This is a genomic window from Polaromonas sp. P1_F1 (assembly GCF_056405795.1).
In genome coordinates this window covers 94347-113988 of sequence record NZ_JBFUBJ010000003.1, presented here as the reverse complement: position 1 = coordinate 113988, position 19642 = coordinate 94347, and the positions used below count along the sequence as shown (strand labels likewise).

The window sequence follows — 19642 nt, the reverse complement described above, 5'->3', positions numbered from 1 at the left end:
TGCACCGTATCACGATTTGTGCATCCGTGCACGTGATTTGGGTATAGGCGTAGGGGGCTTTGTAAAGCGCCTGTTACTGCGCAGTCTGGGCTCGATTCGAGCCCGATTTTGGGGCGGCCTGGACTGTTTCAGGCGCTTCAGGCGCCAGGGCTGTCGGCGGGCTTGCGCAGCAGGGTCAGCGCCAGGGCCGCCGAGGCCAGCATCAGGAACAGGCTGACGGCATTGAGCACCGGCGTGGCGCCCTCACGCATGCGGCCGTACATCATGACGGTCAACGGCGCGTCCGAGCCGACCAGCATCAGCGTGGTGTTGAAGTTCTCGAAGGACATCAAAAACGAGATCGCTGCAGCGCCGATCAGCGCGGGTTTCAGGTAAGGCAGGGTGATGGTGGCGAAGACCGCGGCGCGGGAGGCGCCCAGGTTGTAGGCGGCTTCTTCCAGGGTGATGTCAAAACGTTTCAGGCGGGCCGAAATGATGAGCGTGGCGATGGACACGATGTAGGAAAACTGGCCCAGCACCACCAGCGGAAGCCCTGGTCGCAGGAAATCCAGCTCCAGCCCCCACCAGTCGTCGGCAAACTGCGCCAGGCGGCTGGCAAAGGCCAGGATCGAAATACCCAGGATGACGCCGGGAATCACCAGCGGCGCCAGCATCAGCATCGACAGCGCTTGTTTGCCCGGAAAGCGGCTGCGCTCAATCAAAAAAGCGTTGGTCGTGCCCACCAGCACCGCCAGCAGCGTGACCCAGCCGGCCACCACCACGCTGGTCCAGAGGCTGGCGAGCATGGGGCGATCGGCAAAAAGGCCTGTGCGTCCGGACTTGCTGCCAAAAAACCAGTCGAGCGTGAAGCCGCGCCAGGGCGGCGCCGGATAGGGTGCGTCGTTGAAGGCAAACACCGCGACCACCACCAGCGGCAGGAACAGGAAAGCAAAAAACGCCAGGGCATAAGCCACGGTGCCGGCGCGCAGCCAGGCGGGGCGGGGCAGGGAGGCGATCATGCAGTGCCCTTCATCATGACCGGCGCATGACTTCGCCGAATTTCTGGCCGGTTAATTTAAGGCCAAGCCAGACGATCGCTGTTGACAAACCCAGCAGCAAAAATCCAAACGCCGCGCCTTGCTCCCAGTTAAAGCGCGTGATGAACTGGGTGTAAATCTGCTCGGTAAACCACAGCGAATTTTTACCGCCCAGCAAGGTGGGCGTGAGGTAGTTGCCCAAGGTCAGCATGAAGACCACGATGCAGCCGGCGAGGATGCCGGGCGCGGCATGCGGAATGACGATTTGCCGCAGGATGGAAGGGCCGTTGCCGCCCAGGTCATACGCCGCTTCGATCAGCGTGTCGTCCAGGCTTTCAAGGGCGCTGATTAGCGGCACCACCATGAAGAGCATGGAGGTATAGACCAGGCCGACCAGGATGGTGGCGTCGCGGTAGAGCAGCTCTACAGGTGCATCAGTGAGGCCCAGCTGCACCAGCACGGCGGGCAGCACGCCCGATTCGCGCAGCAGAATCATCCAGCCCAGGGTGCGCACGGTTTCGCTGACCCAGAAGGGGATCAGGCACATCACCAGCAGCAGCGACTTGGCACGGCCGCGCACCAGCTTGGCAATCGTCCAGGCGATGGGAAACGCCAGCAGCAGTGTGATCAGCGTGGCCAGGATGGACATGACGGCGGTGCGCACAAAGGTGTGCCAGTACAGCGGTTCGTCGATGAAGGTGCGGTACTGCGCGATGCTGGGTGCATATTGCCGCGGTGCGATGCGTTCGCGCAGCGACAGGATGGCCAGGTCGATGTGCGGCAACACGATGAGGCCCACCAGCCAGATCAGCGCCGGCGCCAGCAACAGCAGCAGGATAAGTTTGGCCTGCGCCGATGCGGGTCCGGCATTTGCTGCGGGCATGGCGGCTGCGGCTTGCATGATCTGCAGGCGCTAGGCGCCGGCTGTCCCGAAACAGGTGGCTTGCGCGGGGTCGAAGCTGAAGGCTACCGTTTCACCGACACGCAAGTCGGCAAAGCGGCCGGTCTGCGGTAGCGCGATACGAAATTCCGTACGGCTGGTGGTTTCGCGCAGCAATACGGCCGAATTGGCGCCATCAAAGAGCAGGCTCTCAACCTGGCCCGCGTAGGCTGTGTGGTCAGCGGGCAGCTCAGCGGCGTCGCGGGCCAGGCTAATCGCTTCGGGCCGCACAAACGCCTGCACGGCCTGGCCGGTCAGGATTTTCCCGACTGCGCGGGCCCGCATGGCCAGGCCCTGGCCGGTTGTCAGCGCCACCACGTTGCCGGGCTCTGCGCCCGCAGCAGCATTGCCTTGCAGCTTGTTGTTGGCGCCCACAAAGCCCGCGACGAAAGGTGTTTGCGGCTGGTAGTACAGCTCTTGCGGTGTACCCACCTGCTCAAAGCTGCCGGCATTCATGACCGCGACATGGTCGGACAGTACCAATGCCTCGGACTGGTCGTGCGTGATGTAGACAAAGGTGGTGCCGAAGGCCGCTTGCAGCTGCTTGAGCTCGACTTTCATATGCTCGCGCAGCTTCAAATCCAGCGCTCCCAGGGGTTCGTCGAGCAACAGCAGTGTGGGTTCAAGCACCAGGCTGCGCGCAATCGCCACGCGCTGCCGCTGCCCGCCTGACAGCTGATCGACGCGCTTGTCCTGCATGCCAGGCAGGCTCACGCGTTCGAGCATGGCGCCGACCTTGGCGCTGATGTCGGCGCGCGAGAGGCCGCGCCGTGCCAGGCCGTAGCCAACGTTTTCACCGACCGACATCATGGGGAACAGTGCCAGGTGCTGGAACACCATGTTGACGGGCCGCTGGTTGGGCGGCACGCCGTTCATGGGTTTACCGCCGATGTGGATCTGGCCCGCATCGGGCGACAGAAAGCCGGCGATCATGCGCAGCAGCGTCGTCTTTCCGCAGCCCGATGGGCCGAGGATGGAAAAGAAGCTGCCGCGCTCCACGGAAAAGGACAAGTCCTTGACTGCGGGCTGGCCGGCGTAGGTTTTACCGACGTGTTCGGCTTGAAGGTCTGCGTGCACCGGTGATAGGCCGGTTATTGGGCTGCTTTCACGCGGTCTAATACGCGGCCTTCGATGTCCTCGATGCCGGCAGGCACTGCGGGATACCACTTCACGTTTTTCAACGCGGCTTCAGGGAAGCTGGCGGCGAACTGGGCTTTCAGCTTGGGATCGGCCAGCTGGTCGGCTCCCTTGGAGGCGGTGAAGTTGCCGGCAGAGCCTGCCACTTTTGCGGCAATCTCGGGGCGCATATTGAAGTTGATCCAGGCGTAGGCGGCGGCATCGTTGCGGCCTTTGGCCGGGATGGCGAAGGTGTCGATCCAGCCGAGTGCGCCCGACTTCGGTGCGATGTATTGGATTTCAGGTTTTTCGGCATTGAGCTTCCAGCCGCCGGTATCCCACATCATGGCTCCCACCACTTCGCCGGCACGCATGCCGTTGAGCAGCTGGTCCTTGTTGTCCCAGTAGAACTTGATGTTGCTCTTGCAGGCAATCATGGTCTTGCCGACTTCATCCATCAGCGCGCCGTAGGCTTTCGGGTCCTTGTAGAGCGCAAACGGGTCTTTGCCGGACGCAAAGGCGAAGGCCAGCAGGGTGGGGCGCTTCAGGCGCACGGCGGTCTTGCCCTTGACGTCGGCTTTGCACAAGTCGGGGTAGTCGGTCATCTTGGCCAGCTTGGTGTTGACGACCAGGCCGTCGGTGCCCCAGATGTGCGGCAGGCCATAAACCTTGCCATCGAGTGTGGTGTTTTTCTTGGTGGCTTCCAGCATGGACGGGATGAACAGATCGGATTTGATCTTGCTGAGGTCCATGGGCTTGTAGATGCCGAACTCCTGCTGCGGGCCGGTGATGCGGTCCTGCGAGGGCTGGGCCAGGTCAAAGCCGGCGCCGCCGGTGGCGCGCAGCTTGGAAATCATTTCTTCGTTATTGGACAGCGTGAGTTCAACGTCGATTCCGGTCTCTTTCTTGAACTGCGCCACGACATCAGCCGGCACATAGTCGGCCCAGGTAATCAGCCGCAACTTCTGGTCTTGTGCCCAGGCGGGGCTGGCCATACTTGAAACAACGAGGCCGGCTCCGAGAATGTGGCTCATCAGACGGGATAATTTCATGTTGGCTTTTCCTTGTGTTATCAGTCGACGGTGGTAGACAGTGGTTGACGAAAAGAGATCAGCGGCAAAAAAACGGTAACGAATTGCGCGTGCATTTCCTCAAAAAAAGCATAGCGTGTCCCGATTTCATTTCTGTGTCAACATCTTCTGCAAGCAAGGCCTGCGCCAGGTTGTTCCTTTTCCTGCACCTTTTCTTTTTGCATCCCGGGTACCCTACCGCATTGACTGAATGACTTTCTGGATAGACACACACTGCCATCTTGACGCCGGTGAACTGGCCGCCGATGTCGCTGAAGTTCGTGCGCGGGCGGCCGCTGCAGGCGTTGCACACTGCGTGCTGCCGGCCGTGGGCGTGTTCAATTTCGAGGCAGTCCGTGTGCTGGCGCACCGGTTTTCCGACAGCTATGCGCTGGGCATCCATCCGCTGTGTGTGCCCCAGGCGCAAGACGCCGACCTGCAGACACTGGATAACGAACTTGCGTTGAGGCGGTCTGATCCGCGATTGGTGGCGGTGGGCGAAATCGGCCTTGATTATTTTGTGCCTGCCCTGACGCAAAGCCCTATGCGTGAACGCCAGGAGCACTTCTACCGTGAACAACTCAAGCTGGCGCGCAAGCACGGCCTGCCGGTCATCCTGCACGTGCGGCGATCGGCTGACAAGTTGCTCAAGCACCTGCGCGACCTGGCGCCCGAGGGCGGCTGGCACGGCATCGGCCACGCATTCAATGGCAGCGAACAGYAGGCGGGAGAATTTATCAAGCTGGGCCTGAAGCTGGGCTTTGGCGGCGCCGTCACGTTTGAGCCTGCCTTGCAACTCAGGCGCCTGGCGGCGGAACTGCCCCTGGAGGCGCTGGTGATGGAAACGGATTCGCCCGACATTCCGCCGCACTGGATCTACAAAACAGCGGCAGAGCGCGAAACGGGCCAGGCCCAGGGCCGCAATGAGCCGGGCGAGTTGCCGCGCATTGCGCAGCAGGTGGCGGATTTGCGGGGAATTCCGCTCGCGTCGCTGGCGGCCGCAACGACTGCCAACGCATTGCGGGCGCTGCCGAAACTGGGAGCCCTTCTGGCGTGAAAAAGGGCACCGCGAAACCTGTGTTGGCGGGCCTGGCGCCGCTGGTTTCTCCCGGCACCCGCCTGCTGGTACTGGGGAGCTTTCCGGGCGCCGCCTCGCTGGCTGCGCAGCAGTATTACGGCCACCCGCAAAACCATTTCTGGAAGATTTTGCAAACCATTTGGCCCGATGGGCCAATGGGGACGGGCGGTAGCAGCTATCAAATTCGTAGCGAATGGCTTTTGTCAAAAGGGCTTGGCCTGTGGGACGTGTACGCTGCCTGTGAACGCGAGGGCAGCCTGGACAGCGCGATCCGCAATGCGCAGGTCAATGACCTCGCCAGCCTGCGGCGACTGTGTCCGGCGCTGGAAGCGATTGCCCACAATGGCGGCGAAAGTTTCAAGCATTCGAAGCACACCTTGCAGCTGGGCCTGCCGGTCTACAAACTGCCTTCTACCAGCCCGGCGAACGCATCATGGAGCTTTGAGCGCAAACTCGCAGCCTGGCGTGAAGTTTTTGAAAAGCATGGATTGGTTTGATGTCGAAAAAAGAAACAGAAAAAACGGTGGCTGAGTTGCCCGAAGTCAATTTCTCCGACTACGGCGAGGTGCGCTTTTTGCACCTGGGCACCGAATGGGTGCAAGGCTCCATGCTGCGCGATGCACCGTATGACATCGAGCTGGAATACGTGCAGCGCATGATGGCGGGGCTGCTGTTCACCGACGCGGCGGCTGTGTCCAAAAAGCACGCAATGCAGCTGGGCTTGGGCTCTGCCGCGCTGACCAAGTTTTGCTACAAAAAGCTGCGCATGAAAACCACGGCGATTGAAATCAATCCGCAGGTGATCACGGCCTGCCGGCTCTGGTTCAAGCTGCCGCGGGACGACCTGAGGCTGCATGTCATTGAAGCTGATGCGGCGCTGGAAATCAAAAAACCTGTGCACCGGGGAACGGTGGACTTTCTGCATGTCGACCTGTATGACCACGAGGCGGCGGCACCGGTGCTGGACAGCGCGGATTTTTACGAGGACTGCCGCGGGCTTCTGGCGGAAGACGGCGTGATGACGGTGAATCTTTTTGGCCGCGATTCCAGTTACGTGCAGTCGCTGACAAAAATCGCGGAAGCGTTCGGGCCCGAAGCGGTCTGGGCGTTCCGGCCGACGCGCGAAGGCAACACTGTGGTGCTGGCCCAACGCGATCCGACGCGTCCCGAGCGGTCCGACCTGTTGCAGCAAGCCGGTGTCATTGAGTCGTGCTGGAAGCTACCCGCCAAAAAATGGCTGCGGCTCTTTGCACCGGCGGCGTGATGATGCGGCCGCACGGATGGTAAAGACCCAGGTGGATGGGGTACAGTGCGACCCATGAGCGCCGTGACGCACCCCAAACACCCCAAAGACCTGCATGTGAAAAAGCCCCCTGCCGGGCCGCTGGGCTGGCGCATGCTGGTTGAGTGGCTCAGCGAAGACGGCGTCATCAGTGCCGCTGAAGCCCAGCGCACGATTGCACGCTGCTCCCAGGTGCAAAGCGCGCAGCCGCCGTTGACGCGGCTTGCCAGTGTCGGCATGACACGCCTGGCCGACGGCAAACCCCTGGACATGGAAACGATCACGCAATGGCTGGCCGGACGGGCCGGCCTTGCTTACCTGCGGATTGACCCGCTCAAGGTGGACGTGGGCAAGGTGGCGGACACCATGTCGGCCATGTATGCCGAGCGGCACAAGGTGCTGCCGGTGCAGGTGACCCCCAGCGAGGTGGTGATTGCCACTTCGGAGCCTTTCGTGACTGACTGGGTGCAGGAGGTCGAACGTCAGGCCAAGCGCAGCGTGCGCCTTGTGGTTGCCAGCCCCCTCGAAATCACCAAGTTCACCGCCGAATTTTTTGCCCTGGCCAAATCCGTCAAGGCAGCGATCAAGGCCGGCGGCGGGTCGACATCGGCGAGCTTTGAACAACTGGTTGAGCTGAACAAAAGCAACAAGCAGCTGGACGCCAATGACCAGGGCGTGGTGCAGGTGGTGGATTGGCTCTGGCAGTACGCCTTTGACCAGCGCGCCAGCGACATCCACCTCGAGCCGCGGCGCGAGCAGGGCGTGATCCGCTTTCGCATCGACGGCGTGCTGCATCCCGTTTATCAACTGCCCATGGGCGTGCACAACGCCATGACCGCCCGCATCAAGCTGCTGGGCCGCATGGATGTGGTGGAAAAGCGCCGACCGCAGGATGGCCGCATCAAGACCCGCAACCCGCGCGGCGACGAAGTTGAGATGCGCCTGTCCACCTTGCCCACAGCCTTCGGCGAGAAGATGGTCATGCGTATTTTTGATCCGGACACCACGGTCAAGGACCTGGATGCCCTGGGTTTTTCGCAGCACGACGCCGAACGCTGGGAACAACTGGTCAAGCGGCCCTATGGCATTGTGCTGGTCACCGGGCCTACCGGTTCCGGCAAGACCACCACGCTTTATTCCACGCTCAAGCGGCTTGCGACTGAAGAAGTCAACGTCAGCACGATTGAAGACCCGATCGAAATGATCGAGGCCTCTTTTAACCAGACGCAGGTGCAGCCGCACCTGGATTTCGATTTCCCCGAGGGGCTGCGCGCGCTGATGCGGCAGGATCCGGACATCATCATGGTGGGCGAAATCCGCGACCTGCAGACGGCCGAGATGGCGGTGCAAGCCGCGCTGACCGGCCACCTGGTTTTCAGCACGCTGCATACCAATGACGCCCCGTCGGCGGTGTCCCGCCTGATGGAACTCGGGGTTCCTTCTTACCTGATCAACGCCACCTTGCTGGGTGTGCTGGCCCAGCGGCTGGTACGCACCTTGTGCAGCAATTGCCGCCAGCCTGATGAGGCCGCCTCACGCGAAACGCTCGCCGACCTGGTCAAACCCTGGCAAATCAGCGGCGGCTACCGGCCGTACAAGCCGGTGGGCTGTGTGGATTGCCGGATGACCGGTTTCCGTGGGCGTATGGGTCTTTATGAGCTGCTGACCGTCACGGAAGGCTTCAAGGAAAAAGTCTCGAAAGAGCCCAATATCGATGCGCTGCGCCGCCAGGCGGTCAGTGAAGGTATGCGCCCGCTTCGGTTGGCCGGCGCGTTGAAAGTGGCAGAGGGCCTGACAACCATCGAGGAAATTTTGGCCTCCACCCCGCCTTTGGCCTGAGTCCTTGGGCCTTTTACAACGGCCGGCCCGTTGTAAGCAAGAGGTAAGCCAAAAGATTACGAAAGGTAAGTGAAAGCCACATGGCGGGGGCCGGGTGATTGAATGCACAATCCACCGATTCTTTCTTTTATATATGTATTGAGGAGACAGCCGTGAATATCAAGAGTCAGAAAGACTTTTTCTCCGGCCTCATGTTCATGGGCGTCGGTGTGGCGTTCGCATGGGGGGCAACCACCTACAACGTGGGTGAGGGTGCCCGTATGGGACCGGGTTACTTCCCCCTCATGCTGGGTATTTTGATGACTGTTCTGGGGGCCGCGATCACTTTCAAGGCACTGGTCGTGGAAACCGTGGGCGGCGACAAGATCGGCAAATGGGCCTGGAAGCCCCTCTCCTTCATCATCCTGGCCAATCTGCTATTCGGCATTTTGCTGGCCGGTTTGCCGAGCATCAAGATTCCAGCCATGGGCATGATCGTGGCGATTTATGCGTTGACCTTCATTTCCAGCATGGCTGAAGAAGGCTGGAAGGTCAAAAACACTTTCATTCTTGCGACGGTGCTGGCCATCGGCAGCTACCTCGCTTTTGTCGTTCTGCTCAAGTTGCAGTTCCCGGTCTGGCCATTCTTTATCGGCTAAGGAGAATAAAAAATGGAATTGCTGTCTCACCTGTCGATAGGCTTTGGCGTGGCATTCACGCCCATCAATTTGTTGTACTGCCTGATCGGCTGTATTTTGGGCACCCTGATTGGGGTTCTGCCGGGCATTGGCCCCGTGGCTACGATCGCCATGCTGTTGCCGGCCACCTATGCGCTGCCACCCGTGTCGGCGCTGATCATGCTGGCCGGTATTTATTACGGCGCCCAGTACGGTGGCTCCACCACCGCCATTCTGGTGAACCTGCCGGGGGAATCCTCTTCAGTGGTGACCTGTATTGACGGGTACCAGATGGCAAGAAAAGGCCGGGCCGGGCCCGCGCTTGCCGCGGCAGGCCTGGGATCTTTCTTTGCCGGTTGCGTAGGCACCTTGATACTGGCCGCATTTGCGCCGCCGCTGACCGAATTGGCCTTCAAATTCGGCCCTGCTGAATATTTTGCCCTGATGGTTCTGGGCCTGATCGGCGCCGTGGTGCTGGCTTCCGGCTCGCTGCTCAAGGCGATTGCCATGATCGTGCTGGGCCTGCTGCTGGGCCTTGTCGGCACTGACGTGAATTCCGGCGTGGCCCGCTTCAGTTTTGACATTCCCGAACTGACCGACGGCATCGGCTTCGTGACCATCGCCATGGGTGTGTTCGGTTACGGCGAAATCATCAGCAACCTGGCGCAGCCTGAGCATGAGCGCGAGGTGTTCACCGCCAAGGTGTCGGGCCTGTTCCCGACCAAGGAGGACTTCAAGAACATGTTGCCGGCCGTGCTGCGCGGTACCTTCCTGGGTTCTGCACTGGGCATTTTGCCGGGAGGTGGCGCGCTGCTCGCGGCCTTCGCTGCCTATGCACTGGAAAAGAAGATCAAGTCGAAGCCGGGCGAGGTGCCTTTCGGCCAGGGCAACATCCGCGGCGTGGCCGCACCCGAGTCGGCGAACAACGCCGGCGCGCAGACGTCCTTCATTCCGTTGCTCACTTTGGGTATTCCACCCAATGCCGTGATGGCCTTGATGGTGGGCGCCATGACGATCCACAACATCCAGCCCGGCCCCCAGGTCATGACCAGCAACCCCGAACTGTTCTGGGGCCTGATCGCCTCAATGTGGATCGGCAACGCGATGCTCGTGATCCTGAACCTGCCGCTGATCGGCATGTGGATCAAGCTGCTGACCGTGCCTTACCGCTACCTGTTCCCGGCCATCGTGCTTTTCTGCGCGATTGGCGTGTATTCCACCAACAACAACACCTTCGACATCTGGATGGTGGGCATCTTTGGTGTGATCGGCTACATGTTCGTCAAGCTCGGCTGCGAACCAGCTCCCTTGCTGCTGGGCTTCATCCTGGGCCCCATGATGGAAGAGAACCTGCGCCGGGCCCTGCTGCTTTCGCGCGGCGACTGGAGCGTGTTTGTGACGCGTCCGCTGTCGGCCGGGCTGCTGGGAGCTGCCTTGCTGCTGCTGGTCATCGTGTTGCTGCCGAGCATCAAAAACAAACGGGAAGAAGCTTTCGTCGAGGAATAATCGACAGGAGCCGGCGCGAAAGCGCATGCGAAAAAAGGCACCTTCGGGTGCCTTTTGTTTTGCCTGTTTGCCACATAGTCGGCGCTCAAAATCGTTGCACAATGGCCAGATGAAACGTAGACATATTATTTCCCTGGCTGCGGCTTCCGCCGTGACTCTCGCGGGCCCCGCCATGGCCCAGAACTACCCGTCCAAACCCATTCGCATGATTGTGCCGTTTCCGGCAGGCGGTGCGACGGACATCCTGGCACGGGCCCTGTCGCAAAAGCTGGGCGAGAAAATCGGCCAGACGGTCGTGGTCGAAAACCGGCCGGGCGCCGGCGGCACGATAGGCGCCGATGCGGCGTCCAAATCGCCTGCTGACGGCTACACGCTGCTGCTGGCGACTTCAAGCACCCACAGCATCGGGCCGGCCGTCAACCCCCGGATTCCCTACAACGCGGAAACCGACTTCACGCCGATTGCCTATGTGGCAAGTTCACCCAACGTGGTGCTGGTGCCCAACACGTCGCCGGCAAAGACCATGGGTGAATTCATCGATCATGCGCGCAAGAACCCCGGGCGTTTGAACTACGCGTCCAGTGGCAACGGCACCATCATCCACTTGATGAGCGAGTACTTCAAGGCGCAATCGGGGACCTTCATCCTGCACATCCCTTACCGCGGTACTGCGCTGGCCATGCCGGACCTGATCAGCGGCAAGATCGACGTGCTGTTCGACTCCTTCGTCACCGGCATGCCGCATGTGAAAGATGGAAAGCTGCGGGTTCTTGCGGTCACCAGCCTCAAACGCACGGCGCTCGCTCCCGATCTGCCAGCGGTGGCGGAAACCCTGCCGGGCTTTGAGTCGGTCACCTGGTTCGGGGTTTACGGCCCCAAAGGCATGGCGCCAGACCTGGCAGGCAAGGTCAACCAGGCCGTGAACGCAGCCCTGGCCGATGCCGATGTGAAAGACCGCTTTGCCAGGCTGGGCGCGGAACCCACGGGTGGCACGCCGCAGGCCTTTGCGGCCATGGTGAAGACGGACACGGCCAGGTGGAAGAAAATCATTGTCGAGCGGAAAATCAGCGCCGATTGATGCCTCTCACCGCATCCCGCCGCCTGGTCGTGACGATGCCGGTCAGTTTGACTTCCCGCCTGCGGTTGCACACCGTGACCGCCGGCACCCATTTTTTCTTTGCCTTGCCTTCAACAGGTGACCCATGAATTTCAACTACAGCAACCCCTACACCTCCACCCGCCTGCCGCTGTTTGCCCGCAACGTTGTTTCGACTTCGCACCCATTGGGCGCACAGGCCGGTTTGCGCATGATGCTCAAGGGCGGCAATGCAGTAGATGCCGCGATCGCTGCTGCAGCCGCCATGACCATCGTCGAGCCTGTCAGCAACGGCCTGGGCAGCGATGCTTTCTGCATCCTCTGGGACGGCAAGGAACTGCATGGACTGAATGCATCGGGCCGCGCGCCGCAAAGCTGGACGCCGGATTACTTCAAGCGCAAATACGGCAGCGATGCGCAGACGCCTCCCAAGCGCGGCATGGATTCCGTGAGCGTACCGGGCGCGGTGGCCGGCTGGGTAGCCTTGAGCGAGCGTTTCGGCAAGCTGCCCTTCGCCGACCTGATGGAGCCTGCGATTGAAATCGCCGAGCGCGGCTATTTGTTGCCGCCCGTGGTGCAGCAGAAGTGGGCGGCTGCTACGGAGGAGTTGAAGTCGCAGCCAGGTTTTTCCCAATCTTTCCTTCCCTGGGGCCGGGCGCCGAATGTTGGTGAGCTGTTCCAGTTCAAGGCCGCGGCCAAAGCGCTGCGTTCGATTGCGCAAACCAGGGGCACGGCGTATTACGGTGGCGCCATTGCCCAGGCCATCGAAAAATTCTCCGCACAAAACGGCGGCAGCATCACCGCCAAAGATTTTGAAAGCTACAAGCCGGAATGGGTCAAACCCATCGGCAAGGAGTACCGGGGCTATACCCTGCACGAAATTCCGCCGAACGGGCAGGGCATTGCGGCGCTGATTGCGCTGGGCATCCTTGATAAGTTCGATGTGGCCGGGCTGCCGGTTGACGGCGTGGATTCGCAGCACCTGCAGATCGAAGCCATGAAGCTGGCATTTGCCGATATTTACCGGTACGTGGCCGAGCCCTCGTCAATGGAGGTGACGGCCGAGCAAATGCTCGATGACGCGTACCTTGCATCCCGTGCCAAACTCATCGACATGAAAAAGGCACAGGACTTTGGCGCGGGCAACCCCGTCAAGGGTGGAACGATCTACCTGACGGCGGCCGACGAGAACGGCATGATGGTGAGCTTCATCCAGAGCAACTACATGGGTTTTGGTTCGGGCTGCGTCGAGCCGGAGTTCGGCATCAGCCTGCAGAACCGCGGACACGCCTTCAGCCTGCAGACGGGCGCCAACCAGGTCGCGCCTGGCAAGCGGCCTTTCCACACCATCATTCCGGCCTTCCTCAGCAAGGACGGCAAACCCGTGATGAGCTATGGCGTGATGGGCGCGAACATGCAGCCGCAGGGCCACATGCAGACACTGGTGCGCATGCTGGACTACGGCCAGAGCCCACAGGTGGCTTGCGATGCGCCGCGCTGGCGCTACAACGCCGGCCTGGAGATCAATGTGGAGGCCACGATGGACCCGAGTACCGTGCAGGGCCTTGCCGACCGTGGCCACCGTATGGAAGTCATCAACGACTCCTACCAGGACTTCGGCGCTGGTCAGTTCATCTGGCGTGCCGGCAATCCCAAGGTCGAGGGTTATGTCGCGGCAAGCGATCCACGCCGTGACGGCCAGGCCGTGGGTTTCTAAGCAACCACCTTGACCGATACGCCCGACACATCCGATATAAAAATGCCTGCAGACCAAGCAGGTCATGCGCAAGCAGCTACCAAAAGCATAGCGCCCGGCTTGCTGCTCGCCACTTTCGGAGCGATTGCCTTCAGCGGTAAAGCCATCATCGTCAAGCTGGCCTATCGCTACGGCGTCGACGCCGTCACGCTGATCATGTACCGCATGCTGTTTGCGCTGCCCATCTTTGCGGTGATGGCGTGGTGGGCCAGCCGGGGCAAGGCGCCGCTGACGCGCAACGACTGGCTGGGCGTGCTCTGGCTCGGTTTTACCGGCTACTACCTCGCCAGCTTCCTGGACTTCGCTGGCCTGGCATTTATCAGTGCCTCGCTGGAGCGGCTGATCCTCTATCTCAATCCCACGCTGGTGTTGCTGCTGGGTCTGGTGTTGTACAAGCGCCGAGTTGGCGCGCTGCAAATTGTCGGCATGGCCATCAGCTATTGCGGTGTGGTGCTGGTGTTCGGTCACGAGATCACGCTGCAGGGTGCGGACGCTGCCTGGGGTGCGCTGCTGGTGTTCCTGAGCGCGGTGAGCTACGCGCTTTATCTGGTTTACAGCGGTGAGATGGTCCGGCGGCTCGGCTCATTGCGCCTGGTGGGGCTGGCTACCACCGTGGCCTGCCTGTGTTGCCTGCTGCAGTTTGTGTTGCTGCGTCCCATGAGCGCGGCAGCCGTGGCGCCGGAGGTAATCTGGCTGTCACTGCTCAATGCCACGCTGTGCACGGCTGCACCCGTGCTGATGGTGATGATGGCGATCGAGCGCATCGGCGCCAGCATGGCCGCGCAAACCGGCATGGTGGGCCCGATGTCCACCATCCTGATGGGTGTGCTGATTCTGGGTGAGCCGTTCACGGCCTGGGTGGCGGCGGGGACGGTTTTAGTCATCGCCGGAATATTCGTCTTTACCAGAACCAGATAGCCCCCACGGTCGCTCACTTCGTGTAGCCTGCGGCTTCTCCCTGCCCCTTTTCATTACCCAGGGGCCGCTGCGCCTGCGGTCTGGCAAAGCCAGTCCCGCGGCCCCGGTTGGTGAAGAAGTGCCGCCGTCGTAGGCCCGTTACGTCCTAGTTCGTTTTCTTGCCGGTAGTGCGCGTGGGTGCGGGTGCCTGCGCGGTAGGCCGGCGGTTCGAAGCGCTCATTCGCTGCGCTACCGTGACGGACGGCTGGCCCGCGTAAGCATCGAGCCGGTTACCCATGGCCTGCTCAAGCTGGTTCAGGCGAACCTGTGCCGGTGGATGGGTGCTGAGCGACAGGGCGAATAGCGCATCGTCAGGCGCTGCGCTGCGCAGTTGCTGCAGCACCGCCACCAGACCGTAGGGATCGAACCCTGCGCGCGCGGCGAGAGCCACGCCGGTACGGTCGGCGTCAAACTCGTCCTGCTGGTCCAGCCCCTTGGTGTACATGTTCTTGCCCAGCGCCAGCAACTGCGACGACACCAGGCCGCCCAGGTCGTTCTTCAGCTGAGAGCTGATCACCTGCGTCAGAAGGCCGGCGCGTGCCGCCTTGTTCATGGCGATCAGGTGGTGCTTGGCTGTGACATGGGTGATTTCATGGGCCAGGATGCCGGCCAGTTCGCTTTCGTCCGCCACGCGGTCCATCAGGCCCTTGGTGACGAAGACATAACCGCCTGGCGTGGCAAATGCGTTGAAGCCGGGGTCGTCGAGGATGGCGAAGGTCCAGGGCAGGTCGGGCCGCGATGACTGCAGGCTGATCCAGCGGCCCAGCTGGTTGATATAGCGCTGCGCGGCCACGTCAGGGTAGAGCGGTTTGCTGCCCAGTAGCACGGCGGCCAGTTGCTGGCCGATCTGGATTTCACGTGGTTCGTCAATCTGATCCAGCGACTGTGACAACAGCTGGAACAGGTCACCACCTTGGGCCGCCTGCTGTCCGCCCGGTGTAAGGCTGGCGCCCAGCAACGCGCCGGCCAGACCGGCCGCTGAGTTGGGTTGCGCGGGGGCGGGCTGCGCCGGCTGGTTCGGGCGTATCAGTGACTGGAACAGGCCGCCCAGCGCCTTGCCCGCATCCTGGGCATGAGCGCCCAGAGGGAGCAGGCCGGCCAGCAGGGCCAATGCAAAAACCGCATGGCGTGCGGGCGTTGCCAGTGTTTGGAGGGTGTGAAGATTCATTGCGCTGCCTCTTGTCTTGTTTTTAGCCGCCGTATTGTTCGGTTCTGGTGCTGGGTGTGGCAGCCGGCGGTGTGGGTGTGGGCAGGGGATCGACCTGCCGGACGTTCAGCGAGGCACCGCCCGCGAACTGCCTGGCTTGCGCAGCGTTCGCACGGTTGGCGTCGGCTTGCGCCACGGCCGCCAGGTTGGGAACGGCATTGGCCAGGTCTTCCGCACCCAGGCCGCGAATGCCGACGGTGGATGTGGCAACTGCGCCGCCCGGCGCCTGTGCGCTGCCCTTGTTGAAAAAGCTCGAGAGGCTGCGCAGTGCACCGGTGCCGGCACCGGCCTGCGAGCTGGGGGCCGTGATGTCAAACATGTGCACCCAGCCGCTGGTGCCGTCGGCAGTGCGGACCTTGATCCACGCGCCGTTGCGCTCGCCCAGCCGGGTCACCGAGGTTTGAACCGGCAGCGGGGCCAGGCTGCGGGCCGATTCGCCCGGACCTTCGCGCAGTTGGGCTGCGCGCTTGATCAGTACGGCCTCGCCTTGCGGCTGGGCCTGTGCCGCCGCACTGAAAACCAGCATGGATGTGAGCAGGGGAGCGATAACCATTCCCGCCTGCATTTTGTATTTACTCAGTATCATGAGCCGCTCTCCCCCGTGGTTGTAATGAGGAATTATTATGGATTTGGGTATTGCAGGCAAATGGGCGCTGGTCTGCGGCGCTAGCAAGGGTTTGGGTCTGGGTTGCGCCGAGGCGCTGGTGCGCGAAGGCGTGCATGTGCAGATCGTGGCCCGCGGCGAAGAAACGCTGAAGGCCGCGGCTGAAAAACTGAAGGCGGACAAGGCCAAACCCGCGGGCACCAGCGTTCAGTATGTTGCCGCCGACATCACCACGCCCGAAGGCCGCGCCTCGGTTTTTGCGCTGCGCAAGGACTTCGACATCGTGGTGACCAATGCCGGCGGTCCCCCGCCCGGCGACTTCCGCGACTGGGACCGTGATGCCTGGCTCAAGGCGGTGGATGCCAACATGCTGACCCCCATTGAACTGATCAAGGCCACGGTCGACGGCATGGCGGCACGCGGCTTCGGGCGCATCGTCAACATCACTTCCAGTTCGGTCAAGTCGCCCATCGACATCCTGGGCCTGTCCAACGGCGCGCGCAGCGGGCTGACCGGCTTCGTGGCCGGCGTGGCACGCACCAAACTCGCGGCGCAGGGCGTCACCATCAACAACCTGTTGCCGGGCGCCTTCGACACCGACCGCCTGCGCGGCACCATGAGCGGCGCGGCGCAAAAAACCGGTCAACCTCTTGAGGCCATCATGGACGCGCGCCGCAAGAACATCCCGGCCCAGCGCTTCGGCACGCCCGAAGAGTTCGGCGCCATCTGCGCTTTCCTGTGCAGCATGCATGCCGCCTACATGACAGGGCAGAACGTGCTGGCCGACGGCGGGGCCTATCCGGGCACCTATTGAGCATTAAGCGCCCGCCCTTGAGCCTGGACTACCTCCACTTCGATTACGCGGAAGACGGTGACGGCACGGGCACGCTGGAGGCTGTAGCGTCAACCTGGCCCGAGCAGGTGCAGGCCGCGCACGCCGAGGTCGTCCAGGTGCTGGCGTGGGCGCATGCGGAATTCCCCGGGCGGCGCGGCCCGCTCGAGGATGGTTTCGATTGGGACTACGACTTCCATGGCATGCAGGAGATGACGGCACCCGAGGCCTTGCGCTATGACGAGGCAGCGCATCGCCTGAAGGTGGAAGCCGGCACGCCCGGCAAGCCGCGGCACACGCTGACCCTGTCGTTCAGCGGGACGGCGGAGTTTTGCGATGCGTTCAGGCGGCACTTCGGCCTGGACCAGGATTGAGTGCCGAAGGCACTCAAGTTAGCGTTAACATTCGGGCATGAAGTCACCCACAGAGACGCTGCGAAAAGCCAAGCGCGCCCCGCGCCCCGGAACCGGCGGCATCACCCTCAGCGACGTGGCCAGCCTGGCCGGTGTTTCGGCCATCACGGTGTCGCGCGCGCTCAACACACCGGCGGCCGTGTCCCCCGAAACCCTGGAGCGCGTGCGCAGTGCGATTTCGCGCAGCGGCTATGTGCCTAACCTCATCGCCGGCGGCCTGGCGTCCAATCGCAGCCGCCTGGTGGCGGCCCTGGTGCCCACCATCGCCGGCCCGGTGTTCCTGGAAACCATACAGGCGCTGACCGACGCACTGGCCGAGGCCGGCTGCCAGCTGATCCTTGGGCAAAGCGGCTACGGCGGCGCGCGCGAAGACGCGTTGATCGATGCCATCGTGGGCCGACGGCCCGACGGCATCGTGCTGACCGGCATCATGCATTCGCCGGAAGGGCGGCGCCGCCTGCTGGCCTCGGGTATTCCCATCGTCGAGACCTGGGACATCACGCCCACGCCCATAGACATGATTGTGGGTTTCTCCCACGAGAAAGTCGGCGCGGCGGTAGCAGACTACCTGTACGACCAGGGCTTTCGCCGGCCCGGTGTGGTCATCGCGGAAGACCAGCGCGCCATGCGCCGCCGCACCGGATTCGAGGCGCGGCTGGCCGAGCTGGGCGTGCACGGCATCCCGGTCTGTACCGTGCCTGCGCCTTCATCGCTGGCCAACGGCAGGGCCGGTTTCGCCGACCTGCGCGCGCGTCATCCTGATATTGATGTGGTTTTTTGTGGTTCCGACGTCATTGCCCACGGCGTCATCACCGAGGCCCAGGCATTGGGTCTGTCTATTCCGGGTGATGTGGCGGTCATGGGTTTTGGTGATCTCCCGTTTGCTGCTTTTACCCATCCCTCCCTGAGCACGGTGCGTATCGACGGCACATCCATAGGTCGTCAGGCGGCCCGATTCATCCTCGACGTCGCTGAAAACCGCGACGTCGGCGCGCGGGTGCGAGACCTAGGGTTTCTCATAGTAAAAAGAGCCAGCGCCTGACTTGACGCACGGCGGGCCTTTATCCTAATATTCATTTGTTAGCGCTAACAAATTGGTTGAGGCAATAGTCAATTAATTTTCTGTTGTCAGGCGGCCCCAGCCCCTTGTTTTGCTAATGCGATGCAGGCCACCGACCTTGCCGCCGGCAAATAAAAAGGAGACAAACATGAGTCAGAACACTATGCGTGCGCGGCGCGGGTTTCTCAAAACCGCTATTGGCGCCAAGGCTGCGAGGGCCGCTTTCGTGTGCGCGGCTGCGGCCGTGGGCCTGCTGGCCCTTCCAGTTCAGGCCCAGACCGACTACCCGTCGAGGGCGATCAAGCTGATTGTTCCGTTCCCGGCAGGCGGCACCAGCGATGTGATGGGACGCATGATTGCGGAAGAGTTGACAAAAGCCCTGAAGCAGCCCGTGATTGTGGAGAACCTCGGCGGCGCGGGCGGGGTCATCGGCACAGAGAAGGGCGCCAAAGCCGCGCCCGATGGCTATACGCTGATACAAACAGGTGTTGGCCAGAATGCGGTTGCGCACGGTCTCAACCCCAAGCTCGGCTACGACTCTGTCAAGGATTTCATCCACGTCACGCAGGTCCATTCAGGACCGAACGTGCTGGTGGTCCATCCTTCTGCGCCCTTTAACACCTTCCAGGAGCTGATTGCTTACGGGAAAGCCAATCCCGGCAAACTGAGCTATGGCTATGTGCCTGCGGCCTCGGGGCACATGGCGATGGAGCTGCTCAAGCAAACCGTCGGCACCTGCTCGGGCGTCAAAAAAGAAAACTGCAAGCCCCTGTTCATGGTCGGCATTCCCTACCGGGGCGGCGGCCCCATGCTGACGGATATTCTCGGCGGACAGATACCCTTGATGTTCATCAACCAGGATGTGGCGTTGCCGCATATCAAGGCGGGCAAGCTCCGGGCCCTGGCTGTGACCAGCCTGGCGCGCAATCCGCTGTACCCGGACGTGCCCACCATTCACGAATCGGGTTACCCCGGTTTCTCCGCTCTGTCGTGGTCCGGCCTGTCGCTCCCCAAAGGCACGCCCAAGCCCATTGTGGACAAAATAGAAGCTGCCGCTGTCAACGCGATGCAGTCCCCCGCCATCCGCGCGCGGATGGAGGCCAACGGTTTTGTGGTGCCGGCCCAGGGCAGTACGGAATACACACAGTTCGTGGCACGGGAGCTGGACCGCTGGACGCGGGTCATCAAGGTCGCCGGCATCAAGGCTGAATGAT

At 62.0% G+C, this 19642-nt stretch carries 19 protein-coding genes; 13 read left to right on the top strand and 6 right to left on the bottom strand.

The window, feature by feature from the left end; genetic code table 11:
- Positions 1 to 137 precede the first annotated feature (137 nt).
- The 4 genes from AC1DZE_RS09795 to AC1DZE_RS09780 are packed head-to-tail and all read right to left on the bottom strand — an operon-like array spanning position 138 to position 4124.
- Positions 138 to 998, bottom strand: a complete 861-nt coding sequence (locus AC1DZE_RS09795) for an ABC transporter permease (RefSeq protein ID WP_477669716.1) — start codon at positions 996 to 998, stop codon at positions 138 to 140.
- A gap of 13 nt (positions 999 to 1011) precedes the next feature.
- Positions 1012 to 1917 (bottom strand): ABC transporter permease, encoded by a 906-nt coding sequence (locus AC1DZE_RS09790; protein ID WP_477672541.1) that lies wholly within the window; start codon positions 1915 to 1917, stop codon positions 1012 to 1014.
- Between the two features lie 12 nt (positions 1918 to 1929).
- A complete protein-coding gene (locus AC1DZE_RS09785) occupies positions 1930 to 3033 on the bottom strand; it encodes an ABC transporter ATP-binding protein (protein ID WP_477672542.1) in 1104 nt (367 codons plus the stop codon).
- A 14-nt stretch (positions 3034 to 3047) separates the two neighbouring features.
- Complete coding sequence (locus AC1DZE_RS09780) at positions 3048 to 4124, bottom strand: extracellular solute-binding protein (protein ID WP_457279531.1); 1077 nt, start codon at positions 4122 to 4124, stop codon at positions 3048 to 3050.
- 229 nt (positions 4125 to 4353) lie between these two features.
- On the opposite strand from AC1DZE_RS09780, the gene AC1DZE_RS09775 reads away from it, so the two are divergent.
- From AC1DZE_RS09775 to AC1DZE_RS09735, 9 genes are all read left to right on the top strand, one after another.
- Positions 4354 to 5199, top strand: coding sequence for a TatD family hydrolase (locus AC1DZE_RS09775; protein WP_477699986.1), 846 nt, complete (start codon positions 4354 to 4356; stop codon positions 5197 to 5199).
- Complete coding sequence (locus AC1DZE_RS09770; RefSeq protein WP_477669712.1) at positions 5196 to 5717, top strand: DNA-deoxyinosine glycosylase; 522 nt, start codon at positions 5196 to 5198, stop codon at positions 5715 to 5717. The genes AC1DZE_RS09775 and AC1DZE_RS09770 overlap by 4 nt, the downstream gene beginning before the upstream one ends.
- On the top strand, positions 5717 to 6484 hold the full coding sequence (locus AC1DZE_RS09765) for a class I SAM-dependent methyltransferase (protein WP_477669711.1): 768 nt from the start codon (positions 5717 to 5719) through the stop codon (positions 6482 to 6484). Before AC1DZE_RS09770 ends, AC1DZE_RS09765 begins: the two co-directional genes overlap by 1 nt.
- A gap of 54 nt (positions 6485 to 6538) precedes the next feature.
- Positions 6539 to 8341 (top strand): type IV pilus assembly ATPase TfpB, encoded by a 1803-nt coding sequence (tfpB, locus tag AC1DZE_RS09760; RefSeq protein ID WP_477669710.1) that lies wholly within the window; start codon positions 6539 to 6541, stop codon positions 8339 to 8341.
- 152 nt (positions 8342 to 8493) lie between these two features.
- Positions 8494 to 8979 (top strand): tripartite tricarboxylate transporter TctB family protein, encoded by a 486-nt coding sequence (locus AC1DZE_RS09755; RefSeq protein WP_477669709.1) that lies wholly within the window; start codon positions 8494 to 8496, stop codon positions 8977 to 8979.
- 12 nt (positions 8980 to 8991) lie between these two features.
- The gene (locus AC1DZE_RS09750; RefSeq protein WP_477669708.1) at positions 8992 to 10503 is read left to right on the top strand and encodes a tripartite tricarboxylate transporter permease; all 1512 of its coding nucleotides are present in this window, start codon (positions 8992 to 8994) and stop codon (positions 10501 to 10503) included.
- Between the two features lie 109 nt (positions 10504 to 10612).
- Positions 10613 to 11581 carry a Bug family tripartite tricarboxylate transporter substrate binding protein gene (locus tag AC1DZE_RS09745; protein ID WP_477674407.1) on the top strand — a complete coding sequence of 323 codons (969 nt, stop codon included), beginning with the start codon at positions 10613 to 10615 and terminating at the stop codon, positions 11579 to 11581.
- A gap of 124 nt (positions 11582 to 11705) precedes the next feature.
- Complete coding sequence (locus tag AC1DZE_RS09740) at positions 11706 to 13316, top strand: gamma-glutamyltransferase family protein (RefSeq protein ID WP_477669706.1); 1611 nt, start codon at positions 11706 to 11708, stop codon at positions 13314 to 13316.
- Between the two features lie 42 nt (positions 13317 to 13358).
- Complete coding sequence (locus AC1DZE_RS09735) at positions 13359 to 14273, top strand: DMT family transporter (RefSeq protein ID WP_477673269.1); 915 nt, start codon at positions 13359 to 13361, stop codon at positions 14271 to 14273.
- Positions 14274 to 14418: 145 nt separating this feature from the next.
- Here the strand turns inward: AC1DZE_RS09735 and AC1DZE_RS09730 are convergent, their stop codons facing one another.
- The gene (locus tag AC1DZE_RS09730) at positions 14419 to 15480 is read right to left on the bottom strand and encodes a M48 family metalloprotease (RefSeq protein WP_477669704.1); all 1062 of its coding nucleotides are present in this window, start codon (positions 15478 to 15480) and stop codon (positions 14419 to 14421) included.
- Between the two features lie 22 nt (positions 15481 to 15502).
- Entirely contained in the window at positions 15503 to 16072 is a 570-nt protein-coding gene (locus tag AC1DZE_RS09725) for an SH3 domain-containing protein (protein ID WP_477669703.1), read from the bottom strand.
- Positions 16073 to 16142: 70 nt separating this feature from the next.
- On the opposite strand from AC1DZE_RS09725, the gene AC1DZE_RS09720 reads away from it, so the two are divergent.
- The 4 genes from AC1DZE_RS09720 (at position 16143) to AC1DZE_RS09705 (ending at position 19641) form a co-directional block, all read left to right on the top strand.
- Entirely contained in the window at positions 16143 to 16937 is a 795-nt protein-coding gene (locus tag AC1DZE_RS09720; RefSeq protein WP_477669702.1) for an SDR family oxidoreductase, read from the top strand.
- Positions 16934 to 17329, top strand: a complete 396-nt coding sequence (locus AC1DZE_RS09715) for a hypothetical protein (RefSeq protein ID WP_477673267.1) — start codon at positions 16934 to 16936, stop codon at positions 17327 to 17329. The genes AC1DZE_RS09720 and AC1DZE_RS09715 overlap by 4 nt, the downstream gene beginning before the upstream one ends.
- A 37-nt stretch (positions 17330 to 17366) precedes the next feature.
- Positions 17367 to 18410 carry a LacI family DNA-binding transcriptional regulator gene (locus AC1DZE_RS09710; RefSeq protein ID WP_477669700.1) on the top strand — a complete coding sequence of 348 codons (1044 nt, stop codon included), beginning with the start codon at positions 17367 to 17369 and terminating at the stop codon, positions 18408 to 18410.
- A gap of 166 nt (positions 18411 to 18576) precedes the next feature.
- The gene (locus AC1DZE_RS09705) at positions 18577 to 19641 is read left to right on the top strand and encodes a Bug family tripartite tricarboxylate transporter substrate binding protein (RefSeq protein ID WP_477669699.1); all 1065 of its coding nucleotides are present in this window, start codon (positions 18577 to 18579) and stop codon (positions 19639 to 19641) included.
- Position 19642: the final 1 nt, after the last annotated feature.

Bases quoted from the DNA above. Each gene is read 5' to 3' on its own strand.
- AC1DZE_RS09795 (WP_477669716.1), bottom strand. From the start codon at position 998: ATGATCGCCTCCCTGCCCCGCCCCGCCTGGCTGCGCGCCGGCACCGTG.
- AC1DZE_RS09790 (WP_477672541.1), bottom strand. From the start codon at position 1,917: ATGCAAGCCGCAGCCGCCATGCCCGCAGCAAATGCCGGACCCGCATCG.
- AC1DZE_RS09780 (WP_457279531.1), bottom strand. From the start codon at position 4,124: ATGAAATTATCCCGTCTGATGAGCCACATTCTCGGAGCCGGCCTCGTT.
- AC1DZE_RS09765 (WP_477669711.1), top strand. From the start codon at position 5,717: ATGTCGAAAAAAGAAACAGAAAAAACGGTGGCTGAGTTGCCCGAAGTC.
- tfpB (WP_477669710.1), top strand. From the start codon at position 6,539: ATGAGCGCCGTGACGCACCCCAAACACCCCAAAGACCTGCATGTGAAA.
- AC1DZE_RS09750 (WP_477669708.1), top strand. From the start codon at position 8,992: ATGGAATTGCTGTCTCACCTGTCGATAGGCTTTGGCGTGGCATTCACG.
- AC1DZE_RS09745 (WP_477674407.1), top strand. From the start codon at position 10,613: ATGAAACGTAGACATATTATTTCCCTGGCTGCGGCTTCCGCCGTGACT.
- AC1DZE_RS09740 (WP_477669706.1), top strand. From the start codon at position 11,706: ATGAATTTCAACTACAGCAACCCCTACACCTCCACCCGCCTGCCGCTG.
- AC1DZE_RS09735 (WP_477673269.1), top strand. From the start codon at position 13,359: ATGCCTGCAGACCAAGCAGGTCATGCGCAAGCAGCTACCAAAAGCATA.
- AC1DZE_RS09730 (WP_477669704.1), bottom strand. From the start codon at position 15,480: ATGAATCTTCACACCCTCCAAACACTGGCAACGCCCGCACGCCATGCG.
- AC1DZE_RS09725 (WP_477669703.1), bottom strand. From the start codon at position 16,072: ATGGTTATCGCTCCCCTGCTCACATCCATGCTGGTTTTCAGTGCGGCG.
- AC1DZE_RS09720 (WP_477669702.1), top strand. From the start codon at position 16,143: ATGGATTTGGGTATTGCAGGCAAATGGGCGCTGGTCTGCGGCGCTAGC.
- AC1DZE_RS09710 (WP_477669700.1), top strand. From the start codon at position 17,367: ATGAAGTCACCCACAGAGACGCTGCGAAAAGCCAAGCGCGCCCCGCGC.
- AC1DZE_RS09705 (WP_477669699.1), top strand. From the start codon at position 18,577: ATGAGTCAGAACACTATGCGTGCGCGGCGCGGGTTTCTCAAAACCGCT.